We start from the raw sequence: 14896 nt of genomic DNA, 5'->3' as shown, positions 1-14896 counted from the left end.
TGATCACCCCAACGTCCGCCGGGCGCGGGCCTCGACCACGCGCTGATAGGCCAGCATGATGACGAGATTGATGACCAGCACCAGGATCGCGATCGCCGCGCCGAGCGGCCAGTTCAGCTCGTGCATGTATTCGTCATAGACCAGGGTCGCCGCCATCTTCAGCCGGCGGCCGCCGAGCAGCGCGGGGATCGCAAAGGCCGACGCCGAGAGGCCGAACACGACGAGGCTGCCGGACAACAGACCCATGGTGACCTGCGGCAGCACAACGCGGCCCAGCGCGGTCAAGCGCGAGGCGCCGAGCGTCCAGGCGGCAGCTTCCACCATCGGATCGAGCTTCTGCAGCGAGGTCCAGACCGGGATCACCATGAACGGCAGCATGACGTGGACCAGCGCGATCACGATGGCGGTCTCGGTGTAGAGGATCTTCACGGTGCCCAGGCCGAGCGCACGGAACGCCTCGTTGACCAGGCCGGTGGGCCCGAGCAGCATGCTCCAGCCGAAGGCGCGCACCACGACCGAGACCAGCAGCGGACCGATGATCGCGAGCAGGAAGATCGAGCGCCAGGGCTCGCGCATGCGCGACAGAATGTAGGCCTCGGGCGCGCCGATCATGGCGCAGATCAAGGTGGTCAGCGCGGCGAGCCGCAGCGTGCGCCAGAAAATGTTGAGGAAGTAGCTGTCGGAGAGAATGATCGCGTAGTGCGAGAGCGTCGTCTCGTCCTTCACGCCGCTCGCCGTGTCGTAGACGTGGAACGACAGCACGAGCGTGAGGACGAGCGGCACGACCACGAGCGCGGTGAACAGCAGCGCGCCGGGCGCGGCGAGCAGCCAGGGTGTCGTGCCGGCGCGCGCGCTGCTCATGCAGGCTGTGCTCCCTCGGGCTTGGCGGCCTTCGCGCTCGATTTGCTCCAGTCGAGTCCGACCGGATCGCCCTCTCGCGCCGGCTCCTCGCCGGCATTGGGCAGGGAGACGCCGATCAGTCCGGCATCCGTCTCGATGGTGAAGAACCACGCGCTGCCGAGAAAGAAGCGCGCGGTGACGCGGCCGTCGAGCACGCCCGCACCCGGCGAGGTCAGCGTGATCTTCTCCGGCCGGATCGCCAGCACGGCCGCCGCGCCCTCGGTGAGATCCGCGCCGTCGCACGGCAGCACGCGGCCGGCGCTTTCGAAACCGCTGTTACGCCAGACGCCGTGAAGCCGGTTCATCTTGCCGACGAAGGACGAGATGAACGGCGTCGCTGGGCTCTCATACAGCCGGTACGGCGCGTCGACCTGCATGATGCGGCCCTGCTCCATCACCACGACGCGGTCGCTCATCGACAGCGCCTCGCTTTGGTCGTGCGTGACCATGATCGTGGTGGCGCCGACCCGCTGCTGGATGCCCCGCAGCTCGAACTGCATCTCCTCGCGCAGCTTGGCATCGAGGTTGGACAGGGGCTCGTCGAGCAGCAACACTGGCGGATCGATGACGAGCGCTCGTGCGACCGCGACGCGCTGGCGCTGGCCGCCGGAGAGCTGGCGCGGATAGCGGTCGGCAAGGGCGGCGAGCTGCACCAGCGCGAGCGCCTGCTTGACGCGCGTCTCGCGCTCAGGCCGCGCAACCTTGCGCATCTCGAGTCCGAAGGACACGTTCTGCGCCACAGTCATGTGCGGGAACAGCGCATAGCTCTGGAAGACGATGCCGAGGCCGCGACGATCGGGCTTCTCGTGGGTGATGTCGCGGCCGTCGAGCGTGATGCGCCCCGCGCTCGGTTCGACGAGCCCGGCGATCATCTGGAGGGTCGTGGTCTTGCCGCAGCCGGACGGACCGAGCAGCGAGATGAACTCGCCCTTGGCGACACTGAGAGTGACGTCGCTGACCGCAGCGGCCTCGCCATAGCGCTTCGTCAGACCGTCCAGCGTCAGGAAACCCATGCATCCTCGCGCGGGAGGCTCCCTGCCATTGCCCGGGAGTGGCCGCCCTGGACGGATTTCACGTCGAGCGGCGACCAACCGTCAATCATGAATTCCGGTATCCTGAATTTATCTTGCCTGAATTCTGATATATGAAATCTTAAATCGTTTCCTCCCTTCCACTTTTCGCTGAGGCAGATGACGATCGCCGATTCCGACTCCACATCAAGCCTGCGACGGGCTTTGAAACTGCTGCGCGTGCTCGCCGAAGGCGATCCCGAGGGGCTGCGGCTGAAGGACATCGCCGAGGCCGCCGGCTGCAGCCAGCCGACCGCGCACCGCATGCTGCAGGACCTCGCCGCAGAAGGTTTTGCCGAGCAGGCCGCGGGCAAGCGCTATCGCCTCGCGCTCGACTTCTACGTGCTCGCCGCGCGCGCCGGCCAGGCCAGCGGTCTGCGCGACGCCGCGCGTCCGGCGCTGCTCCGGCTGTCGGCCACCTTGAGCGACACGATCTTCCTGCTGGTGCGCAACGGCTTCGATGCCGTGTGCCTCGACCGGGTCGAGGGCCCGTTCCCGATCCGCTCCTTCACGGGCGACATCGGCGGCAAGGTGCCGCTCGGACTCGGCCAGGGCAGCCTCGCCATCCTCGCCAATCTCCCCGACGACGAGCAGGAGGCGGTGATCCGCTTCAACATCCCGCGCCTGCTCGACCGCGGCTTCCTCGACGAAGCCTCGCTGCGCAGCGCGCTGGCGCAGGCGCGCGCACAAGGCTGGGTCAACACCAGCACGGGACTCATTCCAGGCATGGCCGGCGTTGGCGTGCCGGTGCTCGACGCGCAGGGGCGCGCGGTCGCCGCGCTGAGCGTCGGCACACTGGCGGAGCGGCTGAACGCGGATCGCCTGCCGCATGTCGTGAAGATCCTGCAGAGCGAGGCGCAGGCGCTGGCGGGGAAGCTCAACCCGTTCGACGTAGCGCTGCGCTATCCCTCGCGCAGCCTGAGCACGATCGGCGGCAGTTAATCTGCACCAAGAGCACCGTCATTCCGGGGCAAGGCCGCAGGCCTTGAACCCGGAATCTCGATGTTGGCTTGCACCGTGTGCAGCCATCTCGAGATTCCGGGTTCAATCGCCCACACGCAACAGCGTGTGGACGATTGCCCCGGAATGACGGCGAGTAGCTTGGCCTCCTGAAGCTTTGACGAGCCGTTCAGGTCACCCACTCCGCGCGCATGCCGCGCGGCGTTGCGCCGCTCTCGGGCTCGCGCCAGGAGAACGTGAACAAGCCGGATGGCTCGACCTGCTCCAGCTCGGTGCGGACGATGTCGCGCGCGATCACGACGATGAAGGGCGCTGGCGGCTTCTCGGCCGTCAATTGCCGCGGCGGCGAGAACACCGTGCCGACGCTTTCGACGATCAGCGGCCGCGGCGCCTCGGGCACCTTCACGAGCCCCTTGATGCGCAGCAGCCGCTCGCCGAGGCAGCCGGCGACATTGTCGAGCCAGCTGGCCAGATTGGCATAGGCGATGTCGGCGAGCGGGCGGACGAGGCAGAGCGCGAGGCGCGGATGCGCGGCGGCCAAAGCGGGCGCGATCTCGCGCAGCGGCGGCGCCGATGACAACGGCGCGAAGGCGGCCGACACGGCCAATGCACGATCCGCATCGACGATGGCCTCGGCCACCGGATTGAGTTGCGCGATCGCAGCGGGCGCTGCTGCCAGGGCGTCGGGCACGAGATCCGCTTTGGTCGCCACGATACGATGCGCCGCGGCCCATTGCGCGGCGGCTTCCTCGAAGGTCGCGACGTCCAGGCCGCGCGTAAGATCGTAGGTCGCCACGACGGCGACGCGCATGCGGTGCTCGGCGAGGGTCGCGAGCTGGCGCAGCACCGGACCCGGCATTGAGAGGCCCGATGTTTCCAGGATGATCCGGCGTAAGGACGGAAGGCCGTCGGGACGCGGCGCCATGATCAGGCGATCGATGGTAAAGGCAAGATCGCTGCCGACCTGGCAGCAGACGCAGCCGTTCGACAGCATCGCCATCGGCACGTCGTCGCCGCTCTCGCGTAAGAGCACGCCGTCGAGCCCGACCTCGCCGGCCTCGTTGACGATCACGGCGGTGTCGGACGCGGTCTCCGCGGTCAGGACATCACGCAGCAGCGAGGTCTTGCCCGAGCCGAGGAAGCCGGTGAGGACGAAGAAGTCGATGATACCAGCGCTCATGGCGCCGCGGCATCCTTGGTCACGTACTTCTCCGGCACGTCGCTCTCCCAGCTGGCCTTCACCAGCTCACGCACGTCGGCGAGCAGTTGCTCGGTGTCGTAGATGATGCCGTCCTTGATGGTGTATCTCAGGCCGCGGTGCCACTCGACCGCGTTGGTCGCATCGTTGAAGCGCATCGCTCCGGTGCCGTAGAGCAGCTTGAAGTCGGTCAGCGGATTGTGGTCGTGCACCAGCATGTCGGCGCGCATGCCCACGTCGATGGTGCCGATCTCGCCCTCGAGGCCGCAGAGTGCGGCGCCCTGCGACGTCGCAGAGCGGATCACCTCCAGCGGATGGAAGCCGGCCTCCTGCAACAGCTCGAGCTCGCGCACATAGCCGAAGCCGAAGATCTGGTAGATGAAGCCGGAATCGGAACCGGTGCAGACCCGGCCGCCGCGGTTCTTGTACTCGTTGATGAAGGCCATCCAGAGCCGGTAGTTCTCCTTCCACTCGATCTCGTTCTGGGTCGACCAGCGATACCAGTACGAGCCGTGGCCGCCGCGCTGCGGCGTGAAGTAGTCCCACATCGACTTCCAGGTGTAATCCTTGTGCCAATAGGCCTGGCGCGCCCGCATCAGGTCGCGGTTGGCGTCGTAGATCGTGAATGTCGGCACGAAGGTGAAGCCGATCTCCAGGAACTGCTCCAGCACCTCGTTCCACTTCGCGGAGCCCGGCTCGGCGCCCTGCCGGAACATCTGGCCCGACACCGAGAAGCGGAAATACTCATCGGTGTAGTTGTAGTCGAGCGGGAAGTTCTGGATCACGCGATCCTCGAACAGCGCCTCCGGCAGGCCGTAATAGTGCTCGGCGCTGGTGAGGCCCCATTTCGCCGTGGTCAGCGCATTCATGCGCGACACCGCCATCTGGGCATGGTGGCAGCCGGTGCGCAGGCCGATCTGTTTGCACTCGTCGAGTGCCGCCTCCATGATCGCGGGCGGCGCGCCGAAGAACTTGATGCCGTCGGCGCCGCGCTCCTTGACTTGACGCAGCCAGCTGCGGCCCTGCTCTGGCGTGTAGATCGTCTTGACCATGTCGTTGACGGCCGGGAAATAGGCGTAGGCGAGCAGCCGCGGCGCGGCGATCGTATTATTCTCGGCGCGCTCTTTCTGGTCGAGCATCCAGGACAGGCCGTTCATCGAGCCCATCTCGCGCACCGTGGTGACGCCGTGCGCCAGCCAGAGCTTGTAGACATAGTCGACCGGCGGCACCCAGCCATTGGCGGAGTGATAGGCGACGCCCGCATGGGCGTGGCAGTCGACGAAGCCCGGCGTAACCCATTTGCCGCGGCAGTCGATCTCGTGATCGGCCGGCTCGCCGGCGTTGCCGGCATAGCCGTAGCCGACCACCTTCTTGATGCTGACGATGCGCCCCTGCTCGACGATGATGTCAACCGGCCCGATCGGCGGCGCCCCGGTGCCGTCGATCACGACCGCGCTACGCAGCGCCAGCCGCTTGAATGGCCCGATACCGCGATCCCTGGTCGTCGCCTTCGGCACGATCGGCGCCGCGCCCTTGTTCCGGATGACGGCGAGCTCATCGCCGGGCAGTGTGGCTTGGTCGGTCATGCATTCTTGTCCTTCTTATCCCGAACTACGAGCCAGAGCGGCGGTGCGCTCCCTCTCCCCGTTCTTCACGGGGAGAGGGTTGGGGTGAGGGGCAGCCGCGCGGGGAGTGTATGTAGTGAGACCTGTCCCCCCTCACCCGGATTGCATCTGGCGATGCAATCCGACCTCTCCCCGCAGGCGGGGAGAGGTTACACCGGCCGCGCGGCAAAATTCTCGCACCACATTCTTAGCCCTACCCCGCCCTGTACTTCCGCGCGAACGCCACGCTGCCGAACACGGTGAACGCCATGGTCACCGCCAGCAGCATGAAGGCCAGCGCGGCGCCCATCGGCCAGTTGTTGCCGCGCACGAACTGGTCGTACACCGCAGGCGCCATCATCTTGAATCGCGGGCCGCCGAGAAGCACCGCCGTTGCATAGGTGTTCATGCACAAAACGAACACCAGGATCGAGCCCGCGGCGACGCCCGGGCCGGACAGCGGCAGGATCACCCGCCAGAATACGCGCGCGCCTGATGCGCCGAGATTGGCGGCGGCATATTCGAGATCGCGCGGAATGCTCTCGATGACCGCCGACAGCGTCAGGATCATGTAGGGTAGCACGACGGCGATGATTCCGATGATGACCGCCTTGGTCGTGTACATGATCTCGAGCGGCGCTGAAACCACGCCGAGCTTCATCAGCACCGTGTTGAGCAGCCCGTCACGCGCGAACAGCGCCATCCAGCCGGCGGAGCGCACGACGTTGCCGACCAGCAGCGGGAACAGGGTGGCGATCACGACGAGGCTCTTCCAGCGGCTCTCCATGCGGCCGAGCCAATAGGCCGCCGGAAACGCCAGGATCAGGGTCAGCAGCGTGCACAGCAGCGCGATGCCGAGCGTGGCCAGGATGATCTGTTGGTAGTACGGATCGGTCGCGGCCTTGATGTAATTGTCCGGCGACAGCGCCTGCATCATCAGCTGGGTCGGGCTGAACTGGTTCAGCGAGATCCGGAACATCAGGATCATCGGCCCGATCAGCAGCGCCAGGACCAAGAGACAGGCAGGGACGACCAGCAGCGCCATCGCGCAAGCTCCGATTGCGAAAGTATCGGCTGTTCAGCCGCGGCTCCTGCGGCGAAGCCGCAGGAGCGCATTATCCAAGGCTCAGGCCTTGAACTCCTTGTTCCAGAAGTCGAGCGTGCGCTGCGAACGCCCTGCAGCATAGGCGTAATCCGGCTTCAACAGCCGCGCGCGCTCGGCCTCGGTGAGGCTGACCTGCTTGGCGAGATCCTCCGGCAGCGGCGCGTCGGTGACGGTCGGGACATAGCCCATCTTGTCGGCGAAGCCGCCCTGCGCCTTGGCGTCCAACATCGCGTCGAGATAGGCGAAGCCGCCGGCCTTGTTCTTGGCGTTCTTCGGCACAGAGGCCTGGAACACGATCGCCGGCGTACCTTCCTTCGGCACGACATGGGCGAGCGGAATGCCGGACTTCTTCCACATGAAGCCGCGGGCGAGCCACATCGTGGTCAGCCACACCTCCTCCGACTTCAGTGCGGCCGCCAACGCCTCGTTCGACGGATAGATCTTCACGTCGAGCGAGCGCCATTCCATCAGCTTCTTCTCGGCCGGATCGAGATTGCTGACACCGCCGCCGCCGGCGAGCGCCGCGGCCAGCGTGTTGTTGGGATAGAGGATGTCGGCGAGGCCGATCTTGCCGCGCCATTTCGGATCCCAGAGATCGGCGAAGGATTGCGGCGGCGTCTTCACCTGGTTTGTGTTGTAGAGGATCACCTGCGCCGAATAGATGTGCGGGATCGCGATGTCGCTTCTCAGCTCGGGGAAGACCTTGTCGAGCCGCTTCACCTGCGCCGCGTCGACCCTCTCGAACACGTCCGACTGCGACACGATGTAGGCGTCATTGTCGGACAGGCAAGCGACGTCCATCGAGCCGCGCCGGCTCTGACGTTCGGCGAGCAGCTTGGTCTTGCGCGGATCGGCGTTACCGACGTCCTGCACGATCTCGAACCCCTTCGGCGTCATGATCGGCTTGTCGATGATGTCGGACAGCAGCTGGCCGTAGTCGCCGCCCCAGGTGCCGACCACGACCTGCCCGCCCTCGGCGCGGGCCGTCGGCATGCCGGAGGCCAGCGCGGCGACGCCGGCGCTGGCAGAGAGAAAATGACGTCGCGAAATCATGGGAGAACCTCTCGCTTGGGATGGGATGCGTTAGGAAGATGTCTGAGGCACGAGACGCGGGACCTTGCGGTCCCATTGCAGTGAAACCGAATCATTGGGCTTGAGCGCGGCCAGCGGCTCGCCGGCATCGGGCGTCGGCCTCACAGCCACCAGCGTTTCGTCGCCGAACGCAACCACGTATTCGGTCTGCGCGCCCATATAAGTGATCGCCTGCACGCGGCCACGCACCTCGCCGGCGTCGCCCGGCACGATGTCAATCCGTTCCGGGCGCAGCGCGAAGGCATTGGCATCATCGCGCTCGCCGCCGATGACATCGACCGGAAGCAGCAGGCCGCCACTGGTGCGGAACTGCCTCTCATCCGCGCGACGGCCGGGAAGGATGTTGCAGCGGCCGACGAAGTCGGCAACGAACGCATCGACCGGCGAATCGTAGAGCTCCTGCGGCGTGCCGATCTGGCGGACGCGGCCGCCCTCCATGACGACGAGACGGTCGGCCATGGTCAGCGCCTCCTCGCGGTCGTGCGTCACCATCAACGTCGTCAGGCCGAGCCGCTGCTGCAGCGCGCGAATCTCGAGCCGCACCTCGGCGCGCAGCTTGGCGTCGAGATTGGACAGGGGCTCGTCGAGCAGGAAGATCCGCGGATTGATCACCAGCGCGCGCGCCAGCGCCACGCGCTGCTGCTGGCCGCCGGACAATTGCCGCGGCAGCCGGTCGGCGAGATGCGACAGCCGCACCAGCTTGAGCGCCTCTTCGATCTTCGTCTTGCGCTCCGCCGCGTTGAGGCCGCGCATCTCCAGGCCGAAGCCGACATTGTCGGCCGCGCTCATGTGCGGAAACAGCGCGTAGGACTGGAACACCATGCCGGTGGCGCGCTTGTAGGCCGGCAGCTGCGTCACGTCCTCGCGGTCGAACAGCACGCGGCCGCTGGTCGGCGGCAGGAAGCCGGCGACCATCCGCAACGTCGTCGTCTTGCCGCAGCCGGACGGCCCGAGCAGTGCGACCAATTCGCCCTCGTTGACCGAGAGATCGAGGCCTTCAACGCCGATGGACGTGCCGAAGCGCTTGGTCAGCTTCTCGATGATCAGCTGCGCCATCACACCACCCGCGACAGTTTGACGAAGCGGTCGGTGACCACCATCAGCAGCCCGACCAGCATGATCTGCACGGTGGCGACAGCGGCGAGCGTCGGATCGATACGGAATTCGAGATAGTTCAGCATCGCGACCGGCAAAGTGATCCGACCAGGGCCGACCAGCAGCATCGACAGATCGAGATTTTCAAAGCTCTGGATGAAGGAGAACATCGCGGCCGCGACGATGCCGGAACGCATCATCGGCAAAGTGATGCGGCGGAACACCGTGAACGGGCTGGCGCCGAGATTGGCGGCGGCCTCCTCGGCGGCGCGATCGAGCCCCTGCAGGCTGGCGACGACGAGACGCACCGTCCAGGGAATCGCGAGCAGCGTATGCGCGGCCACGAGGCCTTCGGTCGTCGCCTTGATGTCGCGGTCGAGCAGGTCCTCGGCGAGCACGTAGAACATGTAGAGGCCGGAGCCAGCAACGACGCCTGGCACGGCGAGCGGCGCCAGCAGGAACGATGACAGCGCCTGACGGCCGCGGAACTCGCCGCGCACGATCGCAAGCGCCGCGGCGGTGCCGAGCGGCACGCCGATCGCGGTTGCGAGCAGCGCCACCTGGAAGCTGGTGACGAGGCCGCGCAAAAATTCCGGCTTGCTCAGCGCGTTCGCGTACCATTTCAGCGACAGGCCCGGCGGCGGGAAGCTCACGATTTCCTGCGCGAAGAAGCTGGTCACGACGATCATGACGACCGGCGCGAAGATCACGGCATAAGCGACGACGATCAGTGTCCGCACTGCGAATTGGCCGAAAGACAGTTGTCCCGTAAAACGGAACAGCATTGCAGACACCTCAACAAACAAAGGGCAGATTGTGCGGCGGCATCGTAGTCGGCAGCTCCGCAGCCGCCAAGCCCGCGAGACGGCTTATCGCAATGCACATGTGCATGGACGAGTCGGCCTGCGGTGCCACGATCCAGACGCGTGAAACTCTGGCCGCTCCATCTCGGCGCGAGACGAGCGCTTCCTGGTGACCGGCTGTGTCTCGTCATCCCCACCGCCGTCATGCTCCGCGAAAGCGGGGCATCCAGTACTCCGCGGCAGAAGAGATTCACCGCGGCGTCACGGCGTACTGGATCGTCCGCTTTCGCGGACGACGACAGCCGGGGGTACGATCATCAATGTGCCAGGACATCGGAAATGGGCGTCTCACGCGGCAAATAATTCTGATTATCATAATTTTCACCACGACACGGGAGATCGCCCCCCGAGCAGCAGCCCATTCCGCAGAGGCGTCGTTTTGGGCAATGGCTGCTCAATTCTTGCACCGGCGTGATCCAATTTTTTGTGCGCCCAGGGACAAGTCATCCGCGCGGGCGCGCACCTAAGCTTCGTCCCGAGCTTGGACCGGGGCGACGGCACCAATGCACCGCCGGACCAGCGCGACACCATCGTTCGAAGGAGCTGGCAACATGCAGACGAGGCTATTCACTGGAGCGCGGCGCGCGTGGCTTGCCGCGCTCGGCGCCATCATCGCGGCAACACTGCTCGCACCCGTCGATGCGAGCGCGGCGACGCCGGCGGGCTGCGCGGCGCTGAAGGAGAAATATCCGGACTGGAAGGGCAAGACGCTCGTCAACGCCATCAATCCGCACACCCCGGGCTACGAGTCGATCGACCCGAAGGACCCGAGCAAATATGTCGGCTTCGACATCGACCTCGGCGAGGCGATCGGCGACTGCCTGGGCTTCAAGCTGACTTACAAGGCGGTGACGTTCGCCGCGCTGCTGACCACTCTGGCGAGCGGCCAGGCCGACATCGTGATCTCCGACATCTACGCCACCAAGGAGCGCGCCAAGGCCGCCGACTTCATCACCTATTCCAAGGTGTTCGACGGCGTCCTGGTCGCCAAGGGCAACCCGAAGGGCATCAACGGCATCAACCTGTCCCTGTGTGGCGCCGCGGCGGCCGAGAACACCGGCTATGTCGAGGTGCCGCTGATCCAGGATCTCGCGCCGAAATGCAAGGAAGCCGGAAAGCCTGAGCCGACGATCCAGCTCTATGACAACAACGCCAACTGCATCCAGGCCATCCTCGCCGGCCGCGCCGATACCTACATCAACGACGTCAACACGGTGGACCAGGCGGTGAAGGCCTATCCGGACAAGCTGGAGAAGGCGATCGCCGTGACGATCCCCTATTCGGTCGGCATCGCCGTGCCAAAAGACAAGCCCAAGTTCCGCGACGCCGTGATGGCCGCGCTGATCGAGGTGCAGAAGGAAGGCATCCACCAGGAGCTGCTGAAGAAGTGGCAGCTCGATCCGGCCAACTTCAAGGAACCGGACATCCTGACGGCGGACTAATAGCGCATTGAGTTTGAGACGAACCTGTCGCGGCGGTGACGGTGCGCTCCCCTCCCCCTTGCGGGGAGGGGTCGGGGGTGGGGGTCCACACGAAAAGTCTTTGCTGAGTCCCCCCCTCCCCAGCCCTCCCCCACAAGGGGGGAGGGAGCGCAGCGTTTCCTGGGCGACACATGCGTGAGCCGACTCTGAACAACTTCGTAGGGTGGGCAAAGCGCAGCGTGCCCACCATTGCTTCCACACGATGATCGCGGTGGGCACGGCGCTCCGCGCCTTTGCCCACCCTACGCACCTCCCGGGTCGACACATGTCCCTCTTCCTGCACTATCTCAGCATGCCGTATCTGCTGCAGGGCATCGAGCTGACCCTGCAGGTCACCGCGCTCGGACTGGTCGGCGGACTGATCCTCGGTCTCATCCTCGCGGCGATGCAGCTCAGCCGGTTCTGGCTGCTGGCGGCGATCGCGCGCGGCTACACCGTGATCTTTCGCGGCACGCCGCTGATCCTGCAGATGGTGTTTGCCTACGACGCGCTGCCCCACATCGGCATCAAGCTGCCGGCAGTGCTGGCCGCCGGTCTTGCGCTGGCCTGCAACGAGGCGCCGTTCATTGCCGAGATGCTGCGCTCCGGTGTGCTCGGCGTCGATCGCGGCCAATTGCTGGCGGGCCAGGCGCTCGGCATGACGCCGGCCATTTTGATGCGCCGGATCATCGCGCCGCAGGCGATCCGCACCATGATCCCGGCCTTCGGCAACGAGGCGGTGAGCGCGCTGAAGAACTCCTCGCTCGCCTCCGTGATCGCCGTACAGGAGCTCACGCTGCGCTCGACGCAGCTCGCATCCTCCACCTTCGACTTCTTCTCGATCTTCTTCGCCTCCGGCCTGCTCTATCTCGTGCTCACCGGCGCCATCAGCGTCATCCAGCTGGCGCTGGAGTGGCTGCTCGATCTCGACCGCACGACGAAGCAGCGCAAGCTCGCCGACTATCTGCCGTGGCGCCGCGTCGATCTCGCGACCAAGCTGGAGCTTGCGGCGAAGACCTCTCCCGCCATCGAGGCCGCTCCGCCCGAACCCGCCGAATTGAAAGAGACGCCGCCACTGGCGCTGTCGATCGAAGACCGCGCCCGGCGCGCCGCCACCATTGCCCGCAACAATATCGCGGTCGAGGTGAAACACCTGCGCAAGGCCTATGACGGCAACAAGGTCCTCGACGGCCTCGATCTCACCGTGCGCATCGGCGAGGTGATCGCGCTGCTCGGTCCCTCCGGCTCCGGCAAGAGCACCCTGCTCCGCTGCATCAATCATCTGGAGAACTGGGATTCCGGCGAGATTCGCGTCGGCGGCCGCAAGCTCGGCTTCGACGAGGCCGGCCGCAAGCTGACGCCGCGGGCGATCGCCAATGAGCGCGCCAATGTCGGCGTCGGCATGGTGTTCCAGCAGTTCAACCTGTTCGGCCATCTCACCGCCAAGGAGAACGTCGCAGGTCCCTTGCGCTGGGTGCACGGCATGGGCCGCTTCGAGGCCGAGCGCCGCGCGGCCGAACTGCTCGACCGCGTCGGCCTGTCGCATCGCGCCGATGCGTTGCCACGGCATCTGTCCGGCGGCCAGCAGCAGCGCGTGGCGATCGCCCGCGCGCTGGCGCCGAACCCGAGCGTGCTGCTGCTGGACGAGCCGACATCGGCGCTCGATCCCGAGCTGGTCGGCGAGGTGTTGGAGGTGATCCGCCGGCTCGCCATCGACGACGGGCTGACCATGATCATCTCGACGCATCAGATCCGCTTCGCTGACGAGGTCGCAGACCGCGTCGCCTTCCTCAACGGTGGCGTCATCCTCGAACAGGGGCCTGCACACGAGGTGCTGACCAACCCGCGCCATCCGCTGACCGCGCGCTTCCTCTCGGTGATGGAGGCCGAGCGGCCGAAGGACGCGGTCGCATGAGCGTGTGGTTCGCAGCCGGCCCGCGGCCATCCTTCGAGACGCCCGCCTGCCGCGGGCTCCTCAGGATGAGGCCTGTGGGTGCGGTGAAGCTCTCCGACTCGACAGAGCTCTATCCCCTCATGGTGAGGGGGCGCGCAGCGCCGTCTCGAACCATGAGGCCCGACCTGCGCCGTTCACGGCACGTGCCGAACTCTCAACATCCTCGATCTCTGAGCAAAGAGGCCCTCGCATGAAGCACCATCTGCTGCCGGTGTCCAACAAGACCGTCCACTGGGGCTATTTCTCCAAGGTGGTGACGCCCGCCCTCACCTTGCGCTCCGGCGACCGCGCCACGATCGAGACGCTGACGCACCACGCCAATGACGACTATGAGCGAATGATCAAGGACGATCCCGGCGCCGAGAGCGTGTTCAAGTGGACGAAAGAACACAAGGCGGTGGCGCGGCGCGGCTCCGGACCGACCGAAGGGCCGTTCATCCGCGGCTCGGGCGAGGGCATCGGCGTGCATCTGCTCACCGGCCCCGTCGCGATCGAGGGCGCCGAGCCCGGCGACGTGCTGGAGGTGCGCATCCTCGACATCCGGCCGCGGCCGAGCCAGTGCGGCTGCCACGCCGGCAAATGCTTCGGCTCCAACGCCGCCGCCAATTGGGGCTTCCACTACCACGACCTGATCGAGGAGCCGAAGCCACGCGAGGTCGTCACCATCTTCGAGCTGGACACCTCGGGCGAGCCGTTCGCCAAGGCAGTCTACAACTACGTCTGGACGCCGCAGACCGACCCGGACGGCATCGTGCATCCGACCATCGACTATCCCGGCGTGCCGGTCGACCACGCCACGATCAAGAAGCGCGAGAACATCCTGCCCGGCATCAAGGTGCCGGCCCGGCTGCATTTCGGCACCATGGGCCTGGCGCCGTCCGAGGCCGACTACGTCTCCTCGATTCCGCCGAGCTACACCGGCGGCAACATCGACGACTGGCGGATCGGCAAGGGCGCGCGGATGTATTATCCCGTCGCCGTGCCCGGCGCCTATTTCTCGGTCGGCGATCCCCATGCCGCGCAGGGCGACAGCGAGCTCGGCGGCACCGCGATCGAGACCTCGCTGACCGGCGACTTCGAGTTCATTCTGCACAAGAAGAACGATCTCGCCGGAACCTCGCTCGAAGGCCTGACGCATCCGCTGCTGGAGACCAGCGAGGCCTGGTCGGTCTACGGCTTCACCTATCCGAACTACCTCGCCGAGCTCGGCGCCAACGCGCAGACCGAGATCGCCAACCACTCCAGCCTCGACCGCGCCATGCGCGACGCCTTCCGCAAGCTGCGTCGATTCCTGATGACGGTGCATCATCTCAGTGAGGACGAGGCGATCTCGCTGCTGTCCGTCGGCGCCGATTTCGGTGTCACCCAGGTCGTCGACGCCAATTGGGGCGTGCACGGCACGATCAGGAAGAACGTGTTCCGGTGTGATTGATGTCGCTGCGGGCCCCCTCCCCGCAAGGTGAAGGGGAACCCACCATTCGTGTTGCAGCGGCATCGCTGATCGCAAGCTTCGGAGCAGCGCCCTGAGCAGCATTATTCCACCACGGACCGTCAAAGCCGTCTGGCACGGGGGTTGCTTCGAATTCCCGGACCCG

The 14896-nt window shown here is 66.1% G+C and carries 12 protein-coding genes; 4 read left to right on the top strand and 8 right to left on the bottom strand.

Features of this window, described 5'->3' with window-relative positions; genetic code table 11:
• Nucleotides 1–3: 3 nt before the first annotated feature.
• Nucleotides 4–861, bottom strand: coding sequence for an ABC transporter permease (locus tag HL666_RS00350; RefSeq protein ID WP_172179326.1), 858 nt, complete (start codon nucleotides 859–861; stop codon nucleotides 4–6).
• Nucleotides 858–1913, bottom strand: coding sequence for an ABC transporter ATP-binding protein (locus tag HL666_RS00345; protein ID WP_172179324.1), 1056 nt, complete (start codon nucleotides 1911–1913; stop codon nucleotides 858–860). The genes HL666_RS00350 and HL666_RS00345 overlap by 4 nt, the downstream gene beginning before the upstream one ends.
• Nucleotides 1914–2090: 177 nt before the next feature.
• Between HL666_RS00345 and HL666_RS00340 the strand changes: the two genes are divergently transcribed.
• Nucleotides 2091–2912, top strand: coding sequence for an IclR family transcriptional regulator (locus HL666_RS00340; protein WP_172179322.1), 822 nt, complete (start codon nucleotides 2091–2093; stop codon nucleotides 2910–2912).
• Between the two features lie 187 nt (nucleotides 2913–3099).
• On the opposite strand, the gene HL666_RS00335 is transcribed toward HL666_RS00340, so the two are convergent.
• From HL666_RS00335 to HL666_RS00310, 6 genes are all read right to left on the bottom strand, one after another.
• Nucleotides 3100–4110 carry a CobW family GTP-binding protein gene (locus HL666_RS00335; RefSeq protein ID WP_172179320.1) on the bottom strand — a complete coding sequence of 337 codons (1011 nt, stop codon included), beginning with the start codon at nucleotides 4108–4110 and terminating at the stop codon, nucleotides 3100–3102.
• Nucleotides 4107–5714 (bottom strand): amidohydrolase family protein, encoded by a 1608-nt coding sequence (locus HL666_RS00330; protein ID WP_172179318.1) that lies wholly within the window; start codon nucleotides 5712–5714, stop codon nucleotides 4107–4109. The genes HL666_RS00335 and HL666_RS00330 overlap by 4 nt, the downstream gene beginning before the upstream one ends.
• A 232-nt stretch (nucleotides 5715–5946) precedes the next feature.
• Nucleotides 5947–6777 carry an ABC transporter permease gene (locus HL666_RS00325; RefSeq protein ID WP_172179316.1) on the bottom strand — a complete coding sequence of 277 codons (831 nt, stop codon included), beginning with the start codon at nucleotides 6775–6777 and terminating at the stop codon, nucleotides 5947–5949.
• An 81-nt stretch (nucleotides 6778–6858) separates the two neighbouring features.
• Nucleotides 6859–7890: an ABC transporter substrate-binding protein gene (locus HL666_RS00320; RefSeq protein ID WP_172114644.1), complete on the bottom strand. Its 1032-nt coding sequence runs from the start codon at nucleotides 7888–7890 to the stop codon at nucleotides 6859–6861.
• 30 nt (nucleotides 7891–7920) lie between these two features.
• Complete coding sequence (locus HL666_RS00315; protein WP_172179314.1) at nucleotides 7921–8985, bottom strand: ABC transporter ATP-binding protein; 1065 nt, start codon at nucleotides 8983–8985, stop codon at nucleotides 7921–7923.
• On the bottom strand, nucleotides 8985–9809 hold the full coding sequence (locus tag HL666_RS00310; RefSeq protein ID WP_172179312.1) for an ABC transporter permease: 825 nt from the start codon (nucleotides 9807–9809) through the stop codon (nucleotides 8985–8987). The genes HL666_RS00315 and HL666_RS00310 overlap by 1 nt, the downstream gene beginning before the upstream one ends.
• Before the next feature lie 629 nt (nucleotides 9810–10438).
• On the opposite strand from HL666_RS00310, the gene HL666_RS00305 reads away from it, so the two are divergent.
• From HL666_RS00305 to HL666_RS00295, 3 genes are all read left to right on the top strand, one after another.
• The gene (locus tag HL666_RS00305; protein WP_172179310.1) at nucleotides 10439–11329 is read left to right on the top strand and encodes an ABC transporter substrate-binding protein; all 891 of its coding nucleotides are present in this window, start codon (nucleotides 10439–10441) and stop codon (nucleotides 11327–11329) included.
• A 304-nt stretch (nucleotides 11330–11633) separates the two neighbouring features.
• Nucleotides 11634–13262, top strand: a complete 1629-nt coding sequence (locus HL666_RS00300) for an amino acid ABC transporter permease/ATP-binding protein (RefSeq protein WP_172179308.1) — start codon at nucleotides 11634–11636, stop codon at nucleotides 13260–13262.
• 229 nt (nucleotides 13263–13491) lie between these two features.
• Nucleotides 13492–14733 carry an acetamidase/formamidase family protein gene (locus HL666_RS00295; protein WP_172179306.1) on the top strand — a complete coding sequence of 414 codons (1242 nt, stop codon included), beginning with the start codon at nucleotides 13492–13494 and terminating at the stop codon, nucleotides 14731–14733.
• The last annotated feature ends 163 nt before the right edge of the window (nucleotides 14734–14896 follow it).

Origin of the sequence: Bradyrhizobium aeschynomenes (assembly GCF_013178945.1) — a bacterium.
In the GTDB taxonomy this organism is placed as follows: Bacteria; Pseudomonadota; Alphaproteobacteria; order Rhizobiales; family Xanthobacteraceae; genus Bradyrhizobium; species Bradyrhizobium aeschynomenes.
This window is presented reverse-complemented; position numbering and strand designations above follow the sequence as displayed.